20 protein-coding genes are annotated in these 23,697 nt (G+C 60.2%); 8 read left to right on the forward strand and 12 right to left on the reverse strand.

Going from position 1 to position 23,697, the window contains the following annotated elements; all coding sequences use genetic code 11:
* Nucleotides 1-2 precede the first annotated feature (2 nt).
* The 4 genes from AC1MEA_RS17190 to bkdR form a co-directional block, all read right to left on the reverse strand.
* Nucleotides 3-1,460 carry a nickel-dependent hydrogenase large subunit gene (locus tag AC1MEA_RS17190; protein WP_480416884.1) on the reverse strand — a complete coding sequence of 486 codons (1,458 nt, stop codon included), beginning with the start codon at nucleotides 1,458-1,460 and terminating at the stop codon, nucleotides 3-5.
* Between the two features lie 9 nt (nucleotides 1,461-1,469).
* Complete coding sequence (locus AC1MEA_RS17195; RefSeq protein ID WP_219063216.1) at nucleotides 1,470-2,477, reverse strand: NADH-quinone oxidoreductase subunit B family protein; 1,008 nt, start codon at nucleotides 2,475-2,477, stop codon at nucleotides 1,470-1,472.
* On the reverse strand, nucleotides 2,477-3,940 hold the full coding sequence (locus AC1MEA_RS17200) for a sigma-54-dependent transcriptional regulator (RefSeq protein WP_480416885.1): 1,464 nt from the start codon (nucleotides 3,938-3,940) through the stop codon (nucleotides 2,477-2,479). The genes AC1MEA_RS17195 and AC1MEA_RS17200 overlap by 1 nt, the downstream gene beginning before the upstream one ends.
* Nucleotides 3,941-4,046: 106 nt before the next feature.
* On the reverse strand, nucleotides 4,047-4,535 hold the full coding sequence (gene bkdR / locus AC1MEA_RS17205; RefSeq protein ID WP_322178554.1) for a Bkd operon transcriptional regulator BkdR: 489 nt from the start codon (nucleotides 4,533-4,535) through the stop codon (nucleotides 4,047-4,049).
* 209 nt (nucleotides 4,536-4,744) lie between these two features.
* On the opposite strand from bkdR, the gene AC1MEA_RS17210 reads away from it, so the two are divergent.
* From AC1MEA_RS17210 to lpdA, 4 genes are read left to right on the forward strand one after another with little or no spacing between them, the layout of a single operon-like run.
* The gene (locus AC1MEA_RS17210) at nucleotides 4,745-5,977 is read left to right on the forward strand and encodes a thiamine pyrophosphate-dependent enzyme (protein WP_480416886.1); all 1,233 of its coding nucleotides are present in this window, start codon (nucleotides 4,745-4,747) and stop codon (nucleotides 5,975-5,977) included.
* A gap of 1 nt (nucleotide 5,978) precedes the next feature.
* On the forward strand, nucleotides 5,979-7,037 hold the full coding sequence (locus AC1MEA_RS17215; protein WP_480416887.1) for an alpha-ketoacid dehydrogenase subunit beta: 1,059 nt from the start codon (nucleotides 5,979-5,981) through the stop codon (nucleotides 7,035-7,037).
* On the forward strand, nucleotides 7,038-8,327 hold the full coding sequence (locus AC1MEA_RS17220; RefSeq protein ID WP_480416888.1) for a dihydrolipoamide acetyltransferase family protein: 1,290 nt from the start codon (nucleotides 7,038-7,040) through the stop codon (nucleotides 8,325-8,327). It abuts the gene before it with no gap.
* Between the two features lie 2 nt (nucleotides 8,328-8,329).
* Nucleotides 8,330-9,721, forward strand: coding sequence for a dihydrolipoyl dehydrogenase (lpdA, locus tag AC1MEA_RS17225; RefSeq protein WP_480416889.1), 1,392 nt, complete (start codon nucleotides 8,330-8,332; stop codon nucleotides 9,719-9,721).
* Nucleotides 9,722-9,817: 96 nt separating this feature from the next.
* Here the strand turns inward: lpdA and AC1MEA_RS17230 are convergent, their stop codons facing one another.
* A complete protein-coding gene (locus AC1MEA_RS17230; protein WP_449634483.1) occupies nucleotides 9,818-11,035 on the reverse strand; it encodes an MFS transporter in 1,218 nt (405 codons plus the stop codon).
* A 324-nt stretch (nucleotides 11,036-11,359) separates the two neighbouring features.
* Nucleotides 11,360-12,262: a formate/nitrite transporter family protein gene (locus AC1MEA_RS17235; RefSeq protein ID WP_480416890.1), complete on the reverse strand. Its 903-nt coding sequence runs from the start codon at nucleotides 12,260-12,262 to the stop codon at nucleotides 11,360-11,362.
* A 156-nt stretch (nucleotides 12,263-12,418) separates the two neighbouring features.
* Here AC1MEA_RS17235 and AC1MEA_RS17240 point away from each other — a divergent pair, with 156 nt between their 5' ends.
* Nucleotides 12,419-12,901, forward strand: a complete 483-nt coding sequence (locus AC1MEA_RS17240; RefSeq protein ID WP_480416891.1) for an N-acetyltransferase family protein — start codon at nucleotides 12,419-12,421, stop codon at nucleotides 12,899-12,901.
* 31 nt (nucleotides 12,902-12,932) lie between these two features.
* Here AC1MEA_RS17240 and AC1MEA_RS17245 read toward each other — a convergent pair whose 3' ends face one another.
* The 4 genes from AC1MEA_RS17245 to AC1MEA_RS17260 form a co-directional block, all read right to left on the reverse strand.
* Nucleotides 12,933-13,898: a D-2-hydroxyacid dehydrogenase family protein gene (locus tag AC1MEA_RS17245; protein WP_480416892.1), complete on the reverse strand. Its 966-nt coding sequence runs from the start codon at nucleotides 13,896-13,898 to the stop codon at nucleotides 12,933-12,935.
* 87 nt (nucleotides 13,899-13,985) lie between these two features.
* Nucleotides 13,986-14,639, reverse strand: a complete 654-nt coding sequence (locus AC1MEA_RS17250; protein ID WP_480416893.1) for a DUF1345 domain-containing protein — start codon at nucleotides 14,637-14,639, stop codon at nucleotides 13,986-13,988.
* Nucleotides 14,640-14,779: 140 nt separating this feature from the next.
* Nucleotides 14,780-16,132 (reverse strand): glucarate dehydratase, encoded by a 1,353-nt coding sequence (gene gudD, locus AC1MEA_RS17255; RefSeq protein ID WP_480416894.1) that lies wholly within the window; start codon nucleotides 16,130-16,132, stop codon nucleotides 14,780-14,782.
* A gap of 87 nt (nucleotides 16,133-16,219) precedes the next feature.
* On the reverse strand, nucleotides 16,220-17,566 hold the full coding sequence (locus AC1MEA_RS17260; RefSeq protein WP_480416895.1) for an MFS transporter: 1,347 nt from the start codon (nucleotides 17,564-17,566) through the stop codon (nucleotides 16,220-16,222).
* 319 nt (nucleotides 17,567-17,885) lie between these two features.
* Between AC1MEA_RS17260 and AC1MEA_RS17265 the strand changes: the two genes are divergently transcribed.
* The 3 genes from AC1MEA_RS17265 (at nucleotide 17,886) to AC1MEA_RS17275 (ending at nucleotide 21,064) form a co-directional block, all read left to right on the forward strand.
* Nucleotides 17,886-18,599 (forward strand): FadR/GntR family transcriptional regulator, encoded by a 714-nt coding sequence (locus AC1MEA_RS17265; RefSeq protein ID WP_219063250.1) that lies wholly within the window; start codon nucleotides 17,886-17,888, stop codon nucleotides 18,597-18,599.
* Between the two features lie 85 nt (nucleotides 18,600-18,684).
* On the forward strand, nucleotides 18,685-19,788 hold the full coding sequence (locus tag AC1MEA_RS17270; protein WP_480416896.1) for a sugar diacid recognition domain-containing protein: 1,104 nt from the start codon (nucleotides 18,685-18,687) through the stop codon (nucleotides 19,786-19,788).
* Nucleotides 19,789-19,906: 118 nt separating this feature from the next.
* Complete coding sequence (locus AC1MEA_RS17275; RefSeq protein WP_480416897.1) at nucleotides 19,907-21,064, forward strand: glycerate kinase; 1,158 nt, start codon at nucleotides 19,907-19,909, stop codon at nucleotides 21,062-21,064.
* 497 nt (nucleotides 21,065-21,561) lie between these two features.
* Here the strand turns inward: AC1MEA_RS17275 and AC1MEA_RS17280 are convergent, their stop codons facing one another.
* Both AC1MEA_RS17280 and AC1MEA_RS17285 read right to left on the reverse strand, forming a co-directional pair.
* A complete protein-coding gene (locus tag AC1MEA_RS17280) occupies nucleotides 21,562-22,029 on the reverse strand; it encodes an AraC family transcriptional regulator (RefSeq protein ID WP_480416898.1) in 468 nt (155 codons plus the stop codon).
* An 82-nt stretch (nucleotides 22,030-22,111) separates the two neighbouring features.
* Complete coding sequence (locus tag AC1MEA_RS17285) at nucleotides 22,112-23,668, reverse strand: MFS transporter (protein ID WP_480416899.1); 1,557 nt, start codon at nucleotides 23,666-23,668, stop codon at nucleotides 22,112-22,114.
* Nucleotides 23,669-23,697: the final 29 nt, after the last annotated feature.

The following is a 23,697-nucleotide window of genomic DNA, read 5'->3' on the forward strand; positions in this document are numbered from 1 at the left end:
GTTCAATGCACCGTGCAAACCATGCACGGGTCGAAAGAACGAACGATATGCTGCACCGCAACCGGTGTTTTCTCGCCGGGCAGCACGGGCGCGCCCTCAAGGGCTTGCTCCAGTGCCCCGGGCCGACCCTGGGCGTCACGCGGGGAAAAGTTCCAGGTGGTCGGCGCGATGATCTGGTAGCTGGCGATGCGTCCGTGCTCGACCCGAAGCCAATGGCCGAGGGCGCCGCGCGCCGCTTCAGTGAGGCCCACGGCGCTGCCGTTGTCGGGCAGTTCTGCGGCGCGATAATAGGGTTCGCCGGGGCGCAGGGCCATCAGCCACTGCTCCATCAGCGGCACCACACGGGCCAGCTCCATCAGCCTGGCCAGTACGCGGGTGTAGACGGTTGCTCCGCAGCGGGCGACGGCATCGCGCAGCAACGGTTGCCCCGCGATCAGTTGACGGGCCAAGGCCCCGGTTTCGAGCACCGCGCCTGCCAGTCGTGGGGCTTTGTTCCAAGTATAGGCGGCAGGTTTTTCTGCCAGCGGTTCGGTTTGGCCTTGGGCCGGATGCAGGGGGCCGCCGCTGTCATCCAGCCAGGCGTGGGCGGCGTCCTCGCTGATATCAGCCAGGTCCAGGCTTTCTACTCGCTGCGTGACCGCGTTCCACAGACCTTGTGGGAACACCATGTGCCCGTCGGGCTGCGGATAGGCGCCATAAGACAGATAGAGCCCCGGTCCCGGACCGAGATGCTCCAGTCCGCTGTCCAGCGCGATGTCGAGGAATTGGCGCAAATCGCCTTGGCCCGACGCTTCTGCCTGCCAGGCCCAGAGTTCGTTTTCGCTGCCGAGCCCGACGATGCGCTCCAGCGGGGTAGCGAACAGCTCAGTTTCGAGAAATTGGCGGAACTCGCGAACCCGTGTCAGCAAACGCAGACGTTCGGCCGCATCAATGGCTCGGGTCGAGCCGCCGGGCTGGATGGAGCCAGTGTGCGGCCACTTTCCGCCCAAGGTACCGATCAGGTCCAGCCAGCGTTTGCGGGCGGACACCGCCAGACGTTGCTGGCTACCGTGGCCCGGCGTAAAGCGCGCCTGAGCGGCTGCGTACCACGGTCGTCCTGCATACGCCGGGCGCACGAAGTCGGGCATGAAAAATAAATAGAAATGAGTCAGATGGTCAGCGAGATTCTCTGTCGCCGCCATGAGATTGATCGTCAGCAGACCGTTGTCAGGCGGTTGCACACCGGCCAGTGAGGCCAGTGCACGGGCGGCGGCAATCGACTGGGATACCGAGCAAATGCCACAGATGCGTGGGGCATAGACCAGCGCATCAAGCGGGGCGTGTTGCAGCAGTATCTGCTCGAAGCCGCGAAACATGGTGGCGTTGACCTGCGCCGAACGCACGCGGCCATCCTCCACCTCAAGCTGCACTTCGAGGTCACCTTCGACACGATTGAAAGGACCCACCACCAGACGTGACATAAGGCTTTCCTAACGCCGTGGGATAAGCACAACGGGCGCGATGAGTTGATGGTCGGACGTGGCGTTCTGCTTGACCCGCTTGGGCGTTGCCGATTTGGACAGCGCTGACAGGGCGACAAACCAGGCTTTGGGCATGTCGGTTGGCAGGCCGATGGGAATGCCTGCCACCTTGGGCGTGAGGTTGAACGCATGCCCCGGTTCTTCGAAGCCAGGGGCGGTGCAGTTGATGCAGGCATAGCCGCCACGGGTGCAGGAACCCTCGCCATTCCACAAGCGTGTATTGCAATCAGCGTGGGCCTGGGTGCCCTTGCAGCCGAGGTTTTCCATCATGCAGCCGAGGTCCGAAGGTTTCTCGGCGCTGGCCTTGTATTCGTAGAACTCGTTACGCGTGCAGCCGTGGTGAACCAGTTGATCGGCGTAGAAGCGCGGCCGCCCCAGGACATCCAGGTCGGGCTCGGCGAACAGGCCGGCGGCCAGTGACATGAGTGTGTCGGTGACCCAGCCAGGGTGAGTCGGGCATCCGGCGACGTTGATCACCGGCAGGCCGCGACGTGAACGGTAATCGGCACCCAGCAGGCCGCCCAGGCGATGGCCGTCGTATTGCAGGCCGCAGGCGTCCGTCGGGTTGTTGCCGGCAGCGGTGATGCCACCATACGCGGCGCAGGTACCGATGCCGAGGGTGTACTCGGCCACCCCGGCCAGGTCCCGAACCCAGTCGATCATTGCCCGACCTGTGCCGGCCAGCATGTGAAAGCGCCCGGTGCCGTTGGGGCCGCGAAGCATGGAGCCTTCGATGCACAGCGCGTCGAGACGGGTACGTCCCTGCAAGCAGTCGTTGAGGATGCTGACCATTTCGTCGCCGGTTTCCAGCGACAGCGACGGGTGCCAGAGCAGTTCGATTCCGGCACTGCGCCACATGCCTGCGAAGTCCTGAGTATCGGCGCACAGCAGCGACATCGTGCAGCCCCCACAGCCACCCGATTGGAGCCAAAGCACATTGAACGCGTTGTCTTTCATCAGGACTCCTCCAAACCGAAGCGGCGCAGTTTCTGCCGCAAGCCTACGCGAGACAGGCCCAACTCACGGGCCGCGTGGGTCTTGTTCCAGCGATGACGCAACAACGACTCTTTTAACAGGGTTGCCTCGATGGCGTCGAGTTGCTCTTGCAGTGTTCCGGTCGGGCTTGAGGTCGGTGTACTGGTGGACAGGGCAAGTCTGGCCTGGCCTTGCAACACGCGCCAGGAGAAGGCCCGCGCGTTGATTTGCATGCCATCGGACAAGGCGGCGGCGCGGTAGATCTCGTTGCGCAGTTCGCGGATATTGCCGGGCCAGGAGTAGCCGATCAGGCTGGCCAAGGCATCGTTGGCGAAGTTCAATTCGGGTAGATCGAGTTCCTGGCGGGCGTCATCCAGTAACTTGTTGGCAATCGGTAATACGTCAGCGCTGCGTTCGCGCAGGGGCGGCAGCGCCAGGCTGACGCCCGCCAGCCGGTAATAAAGGTCGCTACGGAAACGCCCGGCGCGCACGTCCTCTTCAAGGTCGCGGTGGGTCGCAGCAATGACCCGAACGTCGACTCGTACTGTGCTGGACGCGCCGACCGGGCGTAACTCGCCTTCCTGCAGAACCCGCAATAACTTGACCTGAAACGCCGGTGAGGTATCACCGATCTCGTCGAGCAGCAGGGTACCGCCGTTTGCCCGCTGGAACAGGCCGATGTGATCCTGATGGGCGCCGGTGAAGGCGCCACGCTTGTGACCGAAAAGCTCGGACTCAAGCAAGGTGTCGGGCAGCGCCGCGCAGTTCTCCATGACAAATGCGTTGGCTGCTCGCGGGCTGGCATAGTGAATGCCGCGAGCGAGCAGTTCCTTGCCGGTGCCCGACTCCCCCAGCAGCAGCACTGAAAGGTCATAACGGGCAACGCGCGCGGCCATTTCACAGAGCGCATCCAGCGGTCCGCCAACGGCACGCACAATGCGTGAAAAATCGAAGGTTTCACGCACCCGGGAAAGGGTCTCCTGGTTGCGCCGTCGCAGCACCGGAGTGCCAGCGCGCAACTCCAGGTCCAGTCGTTGCATATGATTTTGCAGGGCCTGGCTTTCCACCGCGTTGCGTACGGTGCTCAGCAAGTGCTCCGGTAACCAGGGTTTGAGCAGATACTGATAGATCCCGGCGAGGTTGATGCCGTTGATGATGTCTTCCGAATCGGTGTAGCCGGAAAGGACTATACGCACCACTTCCGGCCAGCGCTCGCGCGCTTCCTGGAGGAACTCGATGCCACTCATGCCGGGCATGCGCTGGTCGCAGATAATCACCGAGACTGGGTGCTCTTCGAGCAGCTTGCGAGCCTCGATCGCCGAGTCGGCCAGGAGCACTTCAAACTCTTGATTCAGCACCCGACACAGCGACTCCCGCGAGCGCAACTCGTCATCGACAACAAGAATTGTCGGCAAGTCGGGTTGGGTATCGGACGTTGATGTCATGGGCAAAAAGAGAAGAGAAGAGAAGATTTCACGACGATGCCAGACGGCTGCGAATGAGCGGCGATAGTAACACGGCGATGGCTGACAAGCGTCCGTACCGGGCTCACTAGCGCTCGAGGCTCAACCCATTGGCTGGCAACGGCAACGCCGTTTTGTAGCGCACCTGTTTGAGCGCGAAGTTGGAGCGAATGTTGGCCACTCCTGGCACTTTGGTCAGAAAATCCAGCAAAAACCGCTCCAGTGCCTGAATGGTCGGCACCAGCACCCGAATCAAGTAATCCGGGTCGCCCGCCATCAAATAGCACTCCATCACTTCGGGACGATTGGCGATGGCCTCTTCGAACTCGTGCAAGGCTTCCTCGACCTGCTTTTCCAGGCTGACATGGATAAACACGTTGACGTGCAGCCCCAACAGCTCCGGGTCCAACAGGGTGACTTGTTGCCGGATGAGCCCCAGGTCTTCCATCGCCTTGACCCGATTGAAGCAGGGTGTAGGGGAGAGATTGACGGAGCGTGCGAGGTCGGCATTGGTGATCCGGGCATTCTCTTGAAGACTGTTGAGAATCCCTATGTCAGTACGATCAAGCTTTCTCATGAGACAAATACGCCTGTTTATTCTATTTATTCAGAATAAATATCTTTAAATGGCTCTGCACGCAACGAAGTTGAGAAAAATATTCTCCACGCTCAGGCCTATGATTTGTGTAGGACAAGATTTTCCAAAGGGAATATCGGCGTCCAGTGATTGAACAAGCTCCAGCGCCCAACAAAAACACATGACAAAAGCGAGCGTAGAGAAAGCCCATGAACGAATACGAACCCCTGCGCCTGCACGTTCCTGAACCTTCTGGCCGTCCAGGCTGTAAAACCGATTTCTCGTACCTGCATCTGAACGATGCCGGTCTCGTCCGCAAGCCCCCAATAGATGTCGAACCGTCCGATACCGCTGACCTCGCCAAAGGCCTGATTCGGGTACTCGACGATCAAGGTCAGGCACTCGGCCCATGGGCTGAAGGCGTTTCTGTCGAAATCCTGCGTAAAGGCATGCGTGCCATGCTCAAGACGCGGATTTTCGACAACCGCATGGTCGTCGCCCAGCGCCAGAAGAAAATGTCGTTCTATATGCAGAGTCTTGGCGAAGAGGCCATTGGCAGCGCCCAGGCCTTGGCGTTGAACGTGACCGACATGTGCTTTCCGACCTATCGTCAGCAAAGCATCCTGATGGCTCGCGAAGTGCCGTTGGTGGATCTGATTTGCCAACTGCTGTCCAACGAACGCGACCCCCTCAAAGGACGGCAACTGCCGATCATGTACTCAGTGCGTGACTTCGGTTTTTTCTCCATCTCCGGCAACCTGGCCACTCAATTCGTTCAGGCGGTCGGCTGGGGCATGGCGTCGGCGATCAAGGGCGATACTAAAATCGCGTCGGCCTGGATCGGCGATGGCGCCACCGCCGAATCGGATTTCCACACCGCCCTCACGTTCGCCCACGTCTACCGCGCGCCGGTGATCCTCAACGTGGTCAACAACCAATGGGCAATCTCTACCTTCCAGGCCATTGCCGGCGGCGAAGCAACGACGTTTGCCGGTCGCGGTGTGGGCTGCGGGATTGCCTCGCTGCGGGTGGATGGCAACGATTTCATCGCGGTCTACGCGGCCTCGGCCTGGGCGGCTGAACGCGCCCGGCGCAACCTGGGTCCGACTCTGATCGAGTGGGTGACCTACCGCGCTGGCCCGCACTCGACGTCCGATGATCCGTCCAAATACCGGCCTGCCGATGACTGGAGTCACTTCCCGTTGGGCGACCCGATTGTGCGCCTCAAACAACACCTGATCCGCATCGGCCAATGGTCCGAAGAGGAACACGCAGCCACCAGCGCCGAGCTCGAAGCCGAAATCATCGCCGCGCAGAAAGAAGCCGAACGCTACGGCACCTTGGCTGGCGGGCAAATGCCCAGCGCCGCGACCCTCTTCGAAGACGTCTATAAAGAGATGCCGGAGCACTTACGCCAGCAGCGCCAGCAACTGGGGATCTGACATGAACGATCACAACAATAATATTCAGTTGGAAACCGCCATGACCACAACCACCATGACCATGATCCAGGCCTTGCGCTCGGCCATGGACATCATGCTTGAGCGCGACAATAACGTGGTCGTGTTTGGCCAGGACGTGGGTTATTTCGGTGGGGTTTTTCGCTGCACCGAAGGCCTGCAAGGCAAATACGGCACCTCGCGAGTGTTCGATGCGCCGATCTCCGAAAGCGGGATCGTCGGCGTCGCGGTGGGCATGGGGGCTTACGGGTTGCGGCCAGTGGTCGAGATTCAGTTCGCCGATTACGTCTACCCGGCGTCGGATCAGATCATTTCTGAAGCCGCACGTTTGCGCTATCGCTCGGCCGGCGAGTTCACCGCCCCATTGACCCTGCGCATGCCCTGCGGTGGCGGCATTTATGGCGGTCAGACTCACAGCCAAAGCATTGAGGCAATGTTCACCCAGGTCTGCGGTTTGCGCACAGTCATGCCGTCCAACCCCTATGACGCCAAGGGCCTGTTGATCGCCTCCATCGAGAATGATGATCCGGTGATTTTTCTTGAACCCAAACGCCTGTATAACGGCCCGTTCGATGGTCATCACGACCGGCCGGTAACGCCGTGGTCGAAGCATCCGGCGAGTGCCGTGCCTGAGGGGTATTACAAGGTGCCGCTGGACGTGGCGGCAATTGCCCGTCCCGGCAACGACGTCACCGTGCTGACCTATGGCACCACCGTGTATGTGTCTCAAGTGGCGGCCGAGGAGACCGGCGTCGACGCTGAAGTCATCGACCTGCGCAGCCTCTGGCCGCTGGACCTGGAGACCATCGTCAATTCGGTGAAGAAAACCGGTCGCTGTGTGGTGGTTCACGAAGCCACGCGCACCTGCGGCTTTGGCGCCGAACTGGTGGCGCTGGTGCAAGAACACTGCTTCCACTATCTGGAAGCGCCTATCGAGCGCGTTACTGGATGGGATACCCCTTATCCTCATGCTCAAGAGTGGGCGTATTTCCCCGGTCCATCCCGAGTGGGTGCGGCTTTGAAACGGGTCATGGAGGTCTGAATGGGCACGCACGTTATTAAAATGCCGGACATTGGTGAAGGCATTGCAGAAGTCGAATTGTCTCAGTGGCACGTCAAGGTCGGCGATATGGTCGTTGAAGATCAGGTGCTGGCCGATGTCATGACCGACAAGGCGATGGTCGATATCCCGTCCCCGGTACACGGCAAGGTGATTGCTCTCGGTGGGCAGCCCGGTGAAGTCATGGCTGTAGGCAGTGAGCTGATTCGGATCGAAGTCGAAGGCGCCGGTAACCTCAAGGAGACTGCCTCGACTGCCGTGGCTGAACCTGCTCATCAGCCAACGCCTGTCGCCCCGCCCAAGGTCGATGTCAGCGTCGTGGCTGAAGCCAAACCTCAAGCCGCGCCTGTCCCCGGTGTAAAACGCTCGCTTGAAGCGCGGTCTACCCGTCAGGCCGATGATCGTCCGTTAGCCTCGCCAGCCGTGCGCAAGCGGGCCCTGGATGCCGGTATCGAATTGCGTTTCGTGCAGGGCAGCGGCCCGGCCGGCATCATTCGGCATGAAGATCTGGACGCGTATATCGAGCAGAGCCAGCAAGCCAGTGCTGCCCCCGCAGCCGCTTACGCCGAGCGCAATGATGAACAGCAGATCCCGGTGATCGGCCTGCGGCGCAAAATCGCCCAACGCATGCAAGACGCGATACGCCGCGCGGCGCACTTCAGTTACGTCGAAGAAGTGGACGTCACTGCGCTCGAAGAACTGCGCGTCCACCTCAACGAAAAATGGGGCGCCAGTCGCGGCAAACTGACGTTGTTGCCATTTCTTGTGCGCGCCATGGTGGTGGCCCTGCGCGACTTCCCGCAGATCAACGCCCGCTACGACGATGAGGCGCAAATCATCACCCGTCACGGCGCGGTGCATGTCGGTGTCGCGACCCAAAGCGATAACGGCCTGATGGTGCCCGTGGTCCGTCACGCCGAAGCCCGCAGCCTGTGGGCCAACGCTGAGGAAATCTCCCGTCTGGCCAGCGCGGCACGTACAGGCAAAGCCAGTCGCGAGGAGATGTCCGGTTCCACGATTACCCTGACCAGCCTCGGCGCATTGGGTGGCATCGTCAGTACGCCGGTACTTAATCTGCCGGAAGTGGCCATCGTCGGCGTCAATCGCATCGTCGAACGGCCGATGGTGATTAAAGGCCAGATCGTGATTCGAAAAATGATGAACCTCTCCAGCTCCTTCGATCATCGCGTGGTCGATGGCATGGACGCGGCGCAATTCATCCAGGCCATTCGTGGCTTGCTCGAACAACCCGCCACCCTGTTTGTGGAGTAATCATGCAGCAGACTCTTAGCACCACCTTGATGATCATCGGCGGCGGCCCCGGCGGTTATGTCGCGGCGATTCGTGCCGGGCAGTTGGGCATACCGACTATTTTGATCGAAGGCCAGACACTGGGTGGCACCTGCCTGAACGTCGGCTGCATACCGTCCAAGGCGCTGATCCACGTCGCTGAACAGTTCCATCAGACCACGCGCCTCAGTCAAGGCTCGGCGCTGGGCATCAGTGTCCAGCCACCCACGCTGGACATCGGCCAAAGCGTGAACTGGAAGAACGGCATCGTTGACCGCTTGACCTCAGGCGTCGCGGCCTTGCTGAAGAAAAACAAGGTTCAGGTCATTCACGGCTGGGCGCGGATCATTGACGGCAAGACCGTCGAGGTTGAAGGCGCTGGCATGCGTATTCAGTGCGAGCACCTGCTGCTGGCCACCGGATCGACCTCGGTCAATCTGCCGATGCTGCCCCTCGGTGGGCCGATCATTTCGTCCACTGAAGCGCTGACACCCAGCGCCATCCCCAAGCGTTTGATCGTGGTCGGTGCCGGTTATATTGGTCTAGAGCTGGGCATTGCCTACAGCAAGCTGGGCGCGGACGTCAGCGTGGTCGAGGCCCGCGGCCGGATCTTGCCGGCTTACGATCAGGAACTGACCCAGCCGATTGCCGAGACCCTGAAAACCCTCGGTGTGAAGCTGTACCTGCAACACAGCGTCGAAGGTTTCGACCCGGTCACGCAGACCTTGCAGGTGCGCAATCCAGAGGGCGAGACGCTGGCGCTGGAAGCTGATCAGGTGTTGGTCGCTGTCGGTCGTCGTCCGCATACCCAAGGCTGGAACCTCGAAGCCTTGGCGCTGGACATGAACGGCGCGGCAATCAAGATCGACGAGCGTTGCCAGACCAGCATGCGCAATGTCTGGGCCATCGGCGATCTGGCGGGGGAGCCGATGCTCGCTCACCGTGCCATGGCTCAAGGCGAAATGGTTGCAGAGCTGGTCGCCGGCAAACAGCGCGAGTTCAATCCCGTGGCGATTGCCGCCGTGTGCTTCACCGATCCAGAACTGGTGGTGGTCGGCAAGACGCCTCAGGAGGCCAAGGCCGAAGGGTTGGAGGTGCTGGTCGCCAACTTCCCGTTCGCGGCCAATGGCCGGGCGATGACTCTGGAATCGAAAAGCGGTTTCGTGCGAGTGGTCGCACGAAGTGACAATCACCTGATCCTCGGCTGGCAAGCCGTCGGGGTCGGCGTGTCGGAGCTGTCTACGGCCTTTGCCCAATCCCTGGAAATGGGCGCTCGCCTGGAAGACATCGCAGGCACCATCCACGCTCACCCGACACTCGGCGAAGCGGTCCAGGAAGCGGCGTTGCGTGCGTTGGGGCATGCGTTGCATCTCTGACGATCTGAACCTGTGGGGCGCCCCGGTACGCGCAGTTTAGTGCGCGAAGGCTTCGAGCCGGGCGCCCCTTATTTTCAGGACGGGTCAATGCGCTGATCAGCCAGCGATGACAGCGTCGCGCCGTTCGCCTGACGCGTTTTTCAGGAAACTGAGCAGCGCTACCACCGGGAACGCGCTGCCGGCAACGACGATCCACAGCCAGCCGCCGTGGTCATACAGCACACTGGCAATCGCCGAGCCGAAGGCCCCACCGATGAAAATACTGGTCATGTACAGCGCATTCAGGCGGCTGCGGCTGGTGGCATCCAGGGCGTAGACCGCACGCTGGCCCAGTACCATGTTCATCTGCACGCAGAAGTCCAGGACCACGCCGGTCACGGCCAGCCCGATCACGCTGTAAACAGGGTGAATAAGCGCCGGCAGGAAACTCAAGGCCGCCAGGACCAATGCCCCGAGGCTGGCAATGCGGGTGTGGCCGGCATCGGCCAGACGCCCACTGATGGGCGCTGCGATCGCGCCGATGGCCCCGACCAGCGCGAACAAGGCGATTTGCGTCTGCGACAGGCCATGGTTGCGTGCCAGCTCCAGCGGCACGGCGGTCCAGAACAGGCTGAACGCGGCAAACATCAACCCTTGGTAGAACGCCCGCTGACGTAACACGGGTTGCGTACGCAGTAAGGTCCACAGCGAAAACAGCAGTTGCCCGTACGAGGCGCTATGGTCAGGCTGGCGTTTGGGCATGGTGGTGGCGAGCACCACACTGATGATCATCATCAGTACCGATGCCGAGACAAACACCGCTCGCCAGCCGAAGTGGTCGGCGATCACGCTGGACAGCGGTCGCGCCAGCAGAATCCCCAGCAGTAACCCGCCCATGATCCCGCCAACGACCCGCCCTCGGGATTCCTCCGGTGCCAGATGCGCTGCCAGCGGGATCAGGATCTGTACGGACACTGAACTGAACCCCACCAATAACGACGCAAGCAAAAACACATTCGGTTGTTGACTGAACGCTGCGCCCAACAAGCTGATGATGGCCAACAGCGAGGTCATGATCATCAGCCGTCGGTTCTCCAGCAAATCGCCCAGCGGCACCAGGAAGAACAGCCCAAGCGCATAGCCGATCTGGGTCAGCGACACGATCACGCTGGCCATGGTGCTGGACAGGCCGATGTCCGGCGCAATCAGCTCGATGATTGGCTGGGCGTAATAGATATTGCCGACGATAGCGCCACAGCAAAACGCGAACAGCATCACCATGCCTCGCGTCATCGTGGGGGCCTCGGCGTGGCGGGTTTGGGTCGTGGTACTCATAAGAAAAGCGTTCTCGGGCGGACAAGTGAGCCAAACACGCCTGCAACACGCGCGCGAAAGGCTGTCTGGTAATAGATTGCGCGCAGGCTAATTGTTCTGCCGCGAAGTAAGAAGGGGTGCGAGGGTGATAGCGACTATTCCTGAAAATAATGATGGGGTACTTACCCTTTATTTCCGTCTTCCAACTCAATATCCAGCCGCTTTAACCTTGAAGCCAGGGTCGTCGGTTTAAGCCCCAACAGCTCTGCCGCGCCGCCTTTGCCGAACAATTTGCCGTTAGTGGCTTTGAGGCGCGCCGCTCCGTTTCCAGATAGGCGCGCGCTCTTATCCGCGCTTGATCTCTTCATTCTTGTGTTTGTCAGGCTGACCCCGGTCCTTGCTTCCTTGTTGTTTGGGTGGACCGCTTTCACTGCGGATTTGGGCATGGCTGATCAGGGCGAAAATAAAACTGCCGCCGATAATGTTCCCGGCCAGGGTCGGCCCGGCAAAGATCAGCCAGAAGTCTTTCCACGGCAGTTGACCGGCGAACACCAGGTATGAAACTTCGGCCGAACCAACCACGATGTGGGTGAAATCGCCCAAGGCCATCAGGTAGGTGATGAGGATGATGATCCAGATTTTCGCGCTCTCCATGGACGGGATCATCCAGACCATGGTGGCGATCATCCAGCCGGAAATGATGCCTTTGGAAAACATCTGGCTCGCGCTGTTTTCCATGACCTTGCGGCCAATATCGAGAAACGCTGCATCGGTTTTTGCATCGAAAATCGGCAAGTGCAGCATGACGTAGGCCACCAGCAGGGTGCCGGTCAGGTTGCCGACCAGCACCACGCCCCACAAACGCAAGAGCCGACCGAAGTTGCCCAGTGTTGGTTTGGTCATCACCGGCAGCACGGCGGTCAGGGTGTTTTCGGTGAATAACTGCTGACGCGCCAGAATCACCGCAAGAAACCCCGCCGAATACCCCAGGCTGGCAATCACTTTGCTGGCCTCGCCGGCGGGCAGCCGTGCATTGAACAGCCCCATGGCCATCAGTGACAAACCCATGGTCAGACCGGCGGCAAGGGCCGACCACCAAAGGGCGGCGATGCTGCGCTCCAGCTCCTGATCACCCTGGAGGCGAATGGTTTCGTGCAGCACGGCGGCACGTGGGGGTTGGCTTTTTTCGACGTCTTTTTCTTCTTCAGCGGACAGACCGGGGGTCTTGCCATTTTCTTTGCTGTTCATAAAAGTCCTCGGGTCAAGTTCAGCGCACACGTCACGCGGGTTTGCATCGAATGCTGCACGGTACTGAGAGTTAAGACACAATCCGCTGCTGAGCGTTCGCCCTCCGGGGTGAGAGCATTTCGTTAAGTAGAACCGTTCAAATTCAGGAGCGTGACCGTGAGCATCCATATCCGCGAAGCGACCAGGGCCGATGCCGGGGTTATTCTGGGTTTTATCACTGAACTGGCGATCTACGAAAAGGCCGAGCACGAAGTGTTGGCCAGTGTGGCGGACATCGAGCGCAGCCTGTTCGACGAGCCGTCGCCAGCACGGGCTTTGATCTGCCTGTCAGACGATCAGCCGATTGGTTTCGCCGTGTACTTCTTGAGCTATTCCACTTGGCAGGGGCGCAAGGGCTTGTACCTGGAAGACCTGTTCATCTCGGCCAGCCATCGCGGCGGCGGGGCGGGCAAGAAAATGCTCCGGCATCTGGCGAAACTGGCGTACGACAGCGGTTGTGGTCGTTTCGAATGGAGCGTGCTGGACTGGAACACGCCGGCTATCGATTTTTATAAAGCCATCGGCGCCGCGCCGCAGGATGAGTGGGTTCGCTACCGGCTGGATGGCGAAACCCTGAAGCGTTTTGCGTTGGGCGAGTAGGTGCTGCGCACGCTTGTCCCGCCGCTCATGATCAATCAAACACCCGAATCGGTTTGCCACCGTGCCAGGCCTGGATGTCTTCGATCATTTGACTGAAGAAGGTCCGGTAATTGTTCTCGGTGACATAGCCGATGTGCGGGGTCGCCAGCACGTTGTCCATGTGCCGAAACGGATGGTCGGCGGGCAGGGGTTCCGGTTCATACACATCCAGCGCTGCCCCGGCGATTCGGCGGTGTTGCAGCGCGTTGATCAATGCCGCTTCGTCGATGATCGGGCCGCGTGCGGTGTTGATCAGGTACGCGGTGGGTTTCATCCAGCTCAGCGCCTGCGCATCGACCATCCCGCGACTGCGGTCGCTGAGCACCAGGTGCACCGACAATACATCCGCCTGTTCAAACAGCGCTTGCTTGCTGACGTACGTCACGCCCGATTCCGCTGCGCGTTCGGCCGTGAGGTTTTCGCTCCAGGCGATAACCCGCATGCCAAAGGCCTGGCCATAGCGTGCAATCCATTTGCCGATGCTGCCGAGGCCGAGAATCCCCAAGGTCTTGCCGTACAAATCGCCGCCCAGGCCGATCTGCCAGCCGCCATTGCGCAACGAATTGGCTTCGCCCACCAGGTTACGGGTAATTCCCATGATCAGGGCCCAGGTCATTTCCGGGGCTGCGTTCTTGTAGCTGTCAGTGCCGCACACCTGAATGCCCAATCGTGCGGCCGCCGGGAGGTCGATTGCGGCATTGCGCATGCCGCCAGTGACCAATAATTTCAGGCGCGGCAACTGGCTCAACAAGGCTTCGTTGAACAGGGTGCGTTCACGCATGACACACACCACGTCAAACGACTCCAGGCGCGCCACCATGCTGGCGGTATCTGCCGGGAATTCATGCAGGAAACTGACTTTGCCAATGGCGTCGAGAACGGTCCAGTCCACCACGTTACTCGCCACCGACTGCCAGTCATCGAGCACGGCGATCTGTAAGAGGGAATGTTCAGTCATTGAGGTTTTCCTCGCCAAAAACACAGTGGGATTATTCGCGGGACTAGCCGTGCCGCCGGATAACCTGCGATCGAAACAGGGCTCCACTCAACCAAACAGCCCTGCTGCGATGTTGATCGAGAACCCCAGAATAGCGGTGTTGAACAAAAAGCCGATCAGTGACTGAGCCAGTACGGTTTTGCGCATGTCTCTGCTTGCGACGCCAACGTCTGCTGTTTGTACGGCGACGCTGATGGTGAAAGAGAAGTAGAGAAAGTCCCAATAATCCGGTTTTTTCTCGCCATCGGCGAAGCGCAGAGGGGGTTCCTTGGTGGTGGAGGTGTAGAACAGGCGGGCGTAATGCAGGCTGAAAATCACGCCGGTGAGCAGCCAGGAACCGACGACGGTCACGCCAGTAAAACCGTAGTGCAGGGCCTTGTCATGGGCACTCAAGTCCTTGCTGCCGACCAGCTCCAGAGCGATGGCGGCAAGGCTGGCAATCGCTGCTACGCACACCGTCGCCAGCACCAGCCCGGCATTTTCGTCCTCAATAATAGCGAAGCGTTTGACGTCGTCGGCTTGAGCGCGAAACGTCAGCCAGATCATCAGGATCAGGTAGGTCCATACCCCAACGTTCCAGCCAATCAATATTTGAGTGGTGGGCGCGAGACCGGGAACAACGTAGCTGGACAGGAAACCACCGATACAACCGAGCAGTGCCGCGGCAGTCAGGCGAGGGTGGGTATGGACGAGATGGGGCATCGGAGGGCATCGCGGTCAGGGTCTGCGCGAACCTTAGCACGGCCTCTGCGCCAGAAGAAAAAACGGCGCGGAAGTGATTCCGCGCCGTGCGCCACGTTGGCAATAGCCTTACCGCACTTGCAACTTATCGCCTCTGCAACTTAACGAACAAGGCACGGACGCTTGTTATTGAACGACCAGCCTGGAATCAGAAACTGCATGGCCACGCTGTCATCCCTCGCGCCCAGCCCCATGCCTTTGTACAGCTCGTGAGCCTTGGCTACCTGGTCCATGTCCAATTCAACGCCCAGCCCCGGTTTTTTCGGTACTTGCACGCAGCCGTCGACGATCTGCAGCGGGGCTTTGGTCAAGCGTTGCCCGTCCTGCCAGATCCAGTGGGTGTCGATGGCGGTGATGTCGCCCGGTGCCGCCGCTGCGACGTGGGTGAACATTGCCAGGGAGATGTCGAAGTGGTTATTCGAATGCGAACCCCAGGTCAGGCCCCATTCGTTGCACATCTGCGCCACGCGGACGGAACCTTGCATGGTCCAGAAATGCGGGTCGGCCAGCGGGATGTCGACTGACTGCAACTGGATCGCATGGCCCATTTCGCGCCAATCGGTGGCGATCATGTTGGTGGCGGTCTTCATGCCCGTGGCGCGACGAAATTCGGCCATGACTTCGCGACCGGAAAAACCGTTTTCCGCGCCGCAGGGGTCTTCGGCGTAGGCCAGCACATGATGCTGGTCGCGGCATAGACGGATCGCCTCTTTCAGCGACCAGGCGCCGTTGGGGTCCAGGGTGATGCGTGCGTCCGGGAAGCGTTCGGCGAGGGCGGTAACCGCTTCGATTTCCTCTTCGCCGCGTAACACGCCGCCCTTGAGTTTGAAGTCCTTGAAACCATATTTTGTGTGGGCGGCTTCAGCCAGGCGCACCACGGCTTCGACAGTCATGGCGTGTTCATGGCGCACGCGAAACCAATCGTTGTCGGCGTCAGGTTCGCTGCGGTAGGCCAGGTCGGTCTTGTTGCGGTCACCAACGTAGAACAGATAGCCAAGCATCTTCACTTCGTCGCGCTGCTGGCCTTCGCCCAGCAGGGCCGCGACGGGCACGTCCAGGTGCTGGCCGAGCAAGTCCAGCATGGCGGCTTCCAGGCCAGTGACGGCATGGATGGTGATGCGCAAGTCGAACGTTTGCAGGCCTCGGCCGCCGGAGTCACGCTCGGCGAACGTCTGGCGCACCTGATTGAGAATCTTTTGGTACGTGCCAATCGGGTTGCCGACGACCAGCGAGCGGGCGTCTTCCAGGGTCTGGCGGATGCGTTCGCCGCCCGGTACTTCGCCGACGCCCGTATGCCCTGCGTTGTCCTTGAGGATCACGATGTTGCGGGTGAAAAACGGCCCATGAGCGCCGCTCAGGTTCAGGAGCATTCCGTCGTGGCCGGCCACGGGAACGATCTGCATGCTGGTGATGACGGGGGCTTTGCCCACAACTTCGGAGTTCAAGGTGGTCATGGTGTGATCCTGTAAAAATAGGTATTCGGTCGTTTCGGGGCGGCGCCGAGCACTGAATCGATCAGTCTCGACGCGCGGCCATTAGCATCAGGAGTGGGTCGGCGCCGGTTTTCCTGCAATGGCGGCGGGTGCTCCTTTGGGTTTATTGCGCGCGGCGAAAACGATGATTGCGGCAATGATCGAGGTCCCGGCCAGGCCGTACAGACCGCCCTGAATTGACCCCGTGTGTTCTTCAAGCCAGCCGAAGGTTGTCGGAGCGACGAACCCACCGAGGTTGCCGACCGAGTTGATAAGCGCGATGACCCCGGCAGCGATCCGCGCATCCAGATAGGCCTGCGGAATGGGCCAGAACAGCGACGATGCCGATTTGAAACCCAGTGCCGCAAAGCAGATCGCGACAAAGGCAAAGACTGGCCCGCCGGTGGTGGACATGAACATCCCGGCAGCGGCGATCAGCAGTGCTACGGCAACCCACGCTTGCTGGTGTTTCCATTTCGCCGAGAACGAGGCGAAGGCGTACATGCCGATAATCGACAGCAACCACGGGATGGAGTTGAACAACCCCACCTGCATGTCGCTGAGGTCGCCCATCTTCTTGATGATGCTGGGCAGCCAGAAGGTGGCGGCGTAGATGGTCAGCTGGATAAAGAAGTAGATCACACAGAAAAGGATGATCTGCCGATCCTTGAGCAGGGTGGTCAGCGACGGTTTGATCGGTGTGGCGGCTTCGCGCTCCAGTTGCTCTGCGTCGATGGCATTGACCAGCGCATCTTGCTCGTCGCGGCTCAGCCACTTGGCATCGTGGGGCTTGGAGTCCAGCCAGAACCAGACGAAGAAGCACAGGCAGACCGAGACCATGCCTTCAATGAAGTACATCCACTGCCAACCGTGCAAACCCAAGCCGCTCACCTGGAGCAGCGCACCCGACAGCGGGCCAGAGATCAGGGAGGCAATCGCCGAACCGCTGAGGAAAATAGCAATGGCCTTGCCACGCTCGACCCCTGGTAGCCAGCGGGTGAAGTAGTAGATGACGCCAGGGAAGAAGCCGGCTTCAGCGACGCCCAGCAGAAAGCGCAGGATGTAGAAGTGGGTTTCGTTCTGGATAAATGCCATTCCCGCAGCCACGAGGCCCCAGGTCAGCATGATGCGGGTCAGCCAGATTCGCGCGCCGACCTTTTGCAGCAGAATGTTGGAGGGGACTTCAAACAGCGCGTAGCCGATAAAGAACAAGCCGGCGCCCAGACCGTAGGCGGCAGCGCCGATGCCCAGGTCGTGTTCCATGTAGGTGCGCACGAAGCCGATATTGACTCGGTCGATGTAGTTGACGATGAACATGATGACGAACAGCGGCAGTACATGGCGCTTCACTTTCGACACGGCCGAAAGCAGCGCCGAGCTCGCGCCCTCGTTCACCCTGGAATTGGATGTAGTCACAGTTGGATCTCCCACTCGTTATTTTTATGCGGGTTGAGTTGCACCAAGGTCATGCGCCTGGTTGACAGTCATCATACAAGTAAAATTTTACTCTGCAAGAGGTTTTTGATGAGTAATTACGCTGTTTTATGCGCTTATTCAGGGTTCGCGCTTTAGGGGAGAGGATAGGGGTTCAGGAAGTATTTAGCAGGTTGTCATACAAGCTAGTGTGAGGGTTTTCGCGAGTGAACGGCGCTTTCTGTTGCAGGTTCTTGCCCCCTTGGCTGGTGGTATGATCCCGCTATCGCAGCGTTCAACGTTTTATCTGGACATCATCCGCATGCACGACCCAATCCGTGTCGCCCCCAAACAGCGTTCGCACAGCCTGGCCACCGATCTGGTGACGCAACTGAGCCAGCGCATCCTGCTGGGCAAGATCAATCCGGGGGAAAAACTGCCTTCGGAAAATGAAATTGTGCGCGAGCACGGCGTCAGCCGCACCGTGGTTCGCGAGGCGATTTCCAAGTTGCAGGCGTCAGGGCTGGTTGAAACCCGCCATGGCATCGGCACCTTTGTGCTTGAGCATCAAGGTCAGACCGGTTTGCGTCTGAAGGTGGAAACCGCCGCCAGCGTGCGTGACATCATCGAACTGCGCATCGGTCTGGAAACTCAGGCGGTTGCGCTGGCTGCCCGGCGCCGTACCGATGAGCAACTGGTGGCCATGCGTCAGGCTCTGGATGATTATCAGGACCTGCTGGCCAAGGACGACAGCTGCGTCGAGGCGGACAGACGTTTTCACCTGTTGATCGCCGAAGCGACCGGCAATCCGTGCTTCATTGAGATCATGCAGCACTTGGGCAGTGCCATGATTCCGCGCAGCCGTATTGCGTCGAGCGAACGTGCCGGTAACACCCTCGCTCACCACGGTTATCTGGCCAACCTCGAACATGAAGCGCTATTGAACGCGATTCGTCGCCAGGACCCGGACGCCGCCCGCGCCGCCATGTGGACCCACTTGACCAACAGTCGCGAACGCTTGGCGCCGATTGAGTAGGCAGCATCAGATTTCGCGTCGGTCCATTCGCGAATGCGGTATCTCAGGCAGGCTCTTCACAACCCCACTCTCCCCGGAGCCCACCATGTTCGCTCTTGATCACGACCTTGCGCAGGACATCGTCGACCGTGCCATGGCGATTCTGCCGTGCAACGTCAATGTGATGGACTATCTGGGTATCATCATCGGCAGTGGCGAGGCCGATCGGTTGTATACACGGCATGAAGGCGCGCAGTTGGTGTTGGCCAACTGCCGGGTGGTGGAGATTGATTCGCACACGGCCAAGCATCTGAATGGTGTGCGTCCGGGGGTCAATCTGCCGTTGATGCTTGACCAGAAACTGGTGGGCGTACTGGGGATTACCGGTGAGCCGGACGAGGTCCGGGTCTATGGCGAACTGGTGAAAATGACTGCCGAGATGCTCATGGAGCACCGTCGCCAGCAGGCGGATCAACAGTGGCGGCATCAGCGCAGCGAGGACCTGCTGTCGCGGTTGTTGCTGGTCGACTGCCCTGACAGCCAGGTCGACGAAGCCGAGCATCTGGGGCTGCAACCGCAATTGCCGCGTCAGTCGGTATTGATCGAGCTGCCTGCGCAAACGCCTGCGGCCAACCAGATTGCCACTTGGTTGAACGCCCGTTATGCCCACAGTTGGTGTGTGGTGCGCGAGCCGACGTTGTTGCACTGGTGCCGCGCCGCAGGTAAAGAGCGCGACGATACGCTGCTGTTGGAGCAGTTTGACGAGCAGGGCTGGCCCGTGGTGCGAATGGTCACGGTCGAGCAATCGGCTGATCTGGTGACGTTGCGCCAGGCCTGTGCCGCGGGGCGTGATTTGCTCGACTATGCCCGGCATGTCCATCCGCAGCAGCGGCTATTACGCCTGGCCGTTCATCGTCTGGCAGTGCTGTTTTGGCGTTATCGCAACGATTGGCTCGCCCAAGGCGTGGCCGACCCGATTATCCGGCTGCAAAAAAGCAACAGCGGGCAGTTGCTGGAAACCCTGCGCAGTTGGTTCGACTACAGCGGTGAAAGTCAGGCCTGTGCAGACGCGCTGGGTATTCACCGCAACAGCCTGCGCTATCGACTGGAAAAGGTTGCTGAACTCAGCGGCTGCGATCCCTACAAAACCGACGATTTGTTGCGCTTGTATCTGGGCGTGCAAATGACGCCTCGAATCGTCACGGACTAAAATCCAGTACGGCGTTTTGGTCCAATGACCAATAACCGCCGACGTTCCTTGTGCGAAGGTCAGGCGGAAAACCTCGGCGAGGGTGAGAACATCCACTCATTACGGATAGGAGACCCCCATGAAAATCGTCATCGCACCCGACTCTTTCAAGGACAGCCTGAGTGCTCAGGCTGTCGCCAATGCTATTGCCGGGGGCCTGGCAGAAGTCTGGCCTGACGCCGAGTTGGTTCAATGCCCGATGGCTGATGGGGGTGAGGGCACCATCGAAGCGGTTCTGGCCGCCTGTGATGGGCAGTGGATGAGCACCACTGTGAGTGGACCGCTGGGTGTTGCGGTCGAGGCACAGTGGGGCTGGCTGGAGCAGACCCGGACCGCAATCATTGAAATGGCCATGGCCAGCGGCTTGCAGTTACTGACCCTTGAGCAAAGGGACGCTTGCCTGAGTAGCACGCATGGCACGGGCGAGTTGATTCGTGCGGCGCTGGACGCTGGCGCGCAACGGATCATCCTGGCGATTGGCGGCAGCGCGACCAATGATGCGGGCAGTGGCATGCTGTCGGCGTTGGGTGCGCGTTTTCTCGACGGTAATGATCAGCCTCTGATACCGAGTGGTCAGGCTTTGGCGCAGGTGCAACGGATCGAACTGGACGGTCTTGATGCGCGTTTGCGCGACGTGCATTTCGAGGTTGCGGCGGATGTCGATAACCCTCTGTGCGGTCCGCAGGGTGCCTCCCATATTTTTGGCCCACAAAAGGGGGCATCCCCGCAGCAAGTGCTGGAGCTGGATGCCGCGCTGGGGCATTTCGCCGATCATTCGGCCCAGGTGCTGGGTCATGACGTGCGCGACCAACCCGGTTGCGGGGCGGCAGGAGGTATGGGCTTCGCTGCCAAGGCTTACCTGAATGCGACCTTCCGCCCAGGCATAGAAGTGGTGGCCGACCTTGTGGGCCTTGCCTACGCGCTGGACGGTGCCGATTTGGTGATCACCGGCGAAGGCTGTTTTGATGCCCAGACGCTGCGGGGTAAAACCCCGTTCGGTGTCGCCCGCATTGCCCAACGCAAGGGGGTGCCAGTGATCGTGTTGGCCGGGACGTTGGGGGAGGGCTATGCCGACCTGTACGCGCATGGCATCAGTGCGGCGTTTGCGTTGACCAGCGGTCCAATGACGCTCGGTTATGCCTGTCGCAACGCCGCGAGCTTGTTGCATGATCGAGCCCGTGATCTGGCGCGGGTCTGGCGGTTGGCTGCGTCGCGCTCTCATCAAACTAATTTTTAATTATTTAAAAACAATGAGTTGGCGCTGGTCTTGATGTGTATATCCGGCATTTGGGTGTGCTGGAATTACGGTTCCGCTCTTACAGCGTGTCACCTTTTACAAACGCCTAAAAGGTAACCGAAAACGCTTGCCCCTCCATACGGGTCCTCGCCATGGCTCCGACTACCCTCGCTCCGGCGTTGCTTCGGGGGTCGCCGCAAGGGGCCGTCCCTGGCCCCGTGCGGCTTACTCGGCGTCCTTGCCTCGTCACCCCCTGCGCAACGCCTGCGCTCGGCCTTCTGGAAACGGGGCCTCGCCGTAATTCGGCAGTCAATTCACTCAAAAACCAAAGGCAAATCAAGATCCCGGTGAGAGCGAATTTATTCGCGAAGGCGTCTCATCTGACACGCCACCACTGATTACGACACACAAATCACAACCTGGTTTGCTGCGCGACAGCGCAGCGTCGAAGACGCGGCGAGGCCTCCTACAGGGATTCTGTGTAACGCCAACATGAACTACAGCGGCTGGACCGGAATGCACAGCTCACACTCCATCACCCCGGTCAGCGGGTCGTAGTGGGAGTCTTGCGCGTAGCGTTCGAAATAAGGTCCACCGTCCGCTCGCATGCCGAGGGTGGGCAGTTCACGGAAGAGTCGGTTCCAGGCCTCACCGATTTCCGCGCCGGTACCGACGAATCTTGTCCAGGAAAACTGACCGCCGGGCAGGGTGCGAACCAGGACTTGCGAGGTAGCGTCGAAGGTTTCAGGTACTTCGACACAGGCGTCGTAGCGGCATTCAGCGGGCGGCGTGATGGTGGGATCATCAAGGCCGATGCCATAGCGAACGCGTTGCAATAGGCCATTCTGCTCCATCCAAACACCGAACACTTCACGCCAGAATACGCCGATAGCCGGGCCGTACGGACCCGTAAGGCGCATGTAGGCGACCCGTGCGGGCGGCAATTGTTTGATCGTGACGTCCATGGTGATCTCCTTCATCTCGCTGGATGGCTGATGATAGATCAGGTCGCCCACAGCCGTTTGACGTCCTGAGCTTGAGTGAAACTCACGAACTCGGCCATGGCCGGTTGGGCGGTGATCGCCACGACTCGACCGCCGGTATTGGGTTGCGCATCAGGGTGCCCACCAGCAGGGCGCCAAGCAGCGCCATCAGTCCGGCCACCCACAGGACCGTGCTGAAGCCTGAAACAAATGCCTGTTGCGCCAGCGGCTGGACGATCAGTCGCGCATTCTCCGTCAGCGGCTGCATCGCCGCGACCATGTCACCGGCCACCACGCGGGACACGATGTGATCAGTCTGAGCCAGCCAGTCGGGAGCGTCGAGTTGCAGGCTACGGGTCAAGGCCTGTTGCGAGTGGCTAGCCAACAAGGCGCCGAACACACCGATGGCGAGCATTATCGCGCTGAAACGCATCGTGGTGCTCATGCCGGACGCCATGCCTGCACGGTCGCGCGGTACGCACGCCATGATGTTCTTCTGGGTATCGCCATTGAGTAGTCCGGCGCCAGCCCCGGTGACGGCGGTGGCGCAGGCAAAGCTCAGGTAGCCGCCCATCGACACCGCCCAGGCGCTGATCAGGTTGCCGCAACCGACCAGGGTCAGCCCGAGGGCCATCATGCTGGCTGGCGATAACAGGCGAGATAACCGCGTGCCGATCTTCGGGAAGGTGAGCATGGTCAGCGCGAACGGCAACATGCCCAGCCCGGAGGCGATAGCAGTGAACCCCAGGCCATTCTGCAAGTAGAACGGTAATAGCGTCATCATCACTTGGGCGCAGCCTGCGTAAGCGAACATGCCCAGGAGCGCACCAACGAACCGCGGGTGTTTGAACAATTGCAGATCGACCATAGGCCGAAGCTGTAGCCGCTCAACCACCACGAACAGGACCATCAACAGTACGCCGGCCAGCAAGCGCAAGGTGGTCAATGAATTGTCCCAGCCAATGCGATTGGCCTCGATCAGGCCCCAGATAAGACACAGCAGACTGCTGCTAAACGCCAGGCTGCCCCATGGGTCGAGCCGTGCCGATTGTTCGTTGCGCGACTCGTCGATGTTGCGCCATACCATGCTCACCAGCAGCAAGCCCAGCGGCAGGTTCAGGTAGAAAATCCAGCGCCAGCCCACGAATGAGGCAATCAGACCACCCACGGTGGGCGCGGCGGTCATGGCTACGCCCATGCAGGCCCCCCAGAACGCCCAGGCTTTGGCCCGTTCGGTCTCGTCATGGAACGCATGGCCGATAGTCGCCAGTGCCGAGGTCAACAACAGCGCGGCCCCTACACCTTTGATCGCTCGGGCAATGTCGAGGAAGAGGATGTTTGGCGCCGCGCCACAGCCCAGTGAGGCCAGAATGAACAGCGCCAGGCCGCAGAGCAGGGTCTTCTTCCGGCCAAAACGATCGGCAATGCTGCCGGCGGGCAATAGCAGTGCGGCGAAGGCCAGCATGTAGGCGCTGACCACCCATTCGATGTCGGCGAAATTAGCCCCCAGGTCACGGGCAATACTGGGCAAGGTCACGGCGACAATATTGGTGTCCAGAACGATAAGCGAGCAGACCGCCGAGGCGGTCAACAGGGTCATGCGCGGGCTGGGCGTTTTCATATCATTCCTCGCAGATACACGATTGCTTT

This window comes from Pseudomonas sp. ASL8, assembly GCF_056680355.1.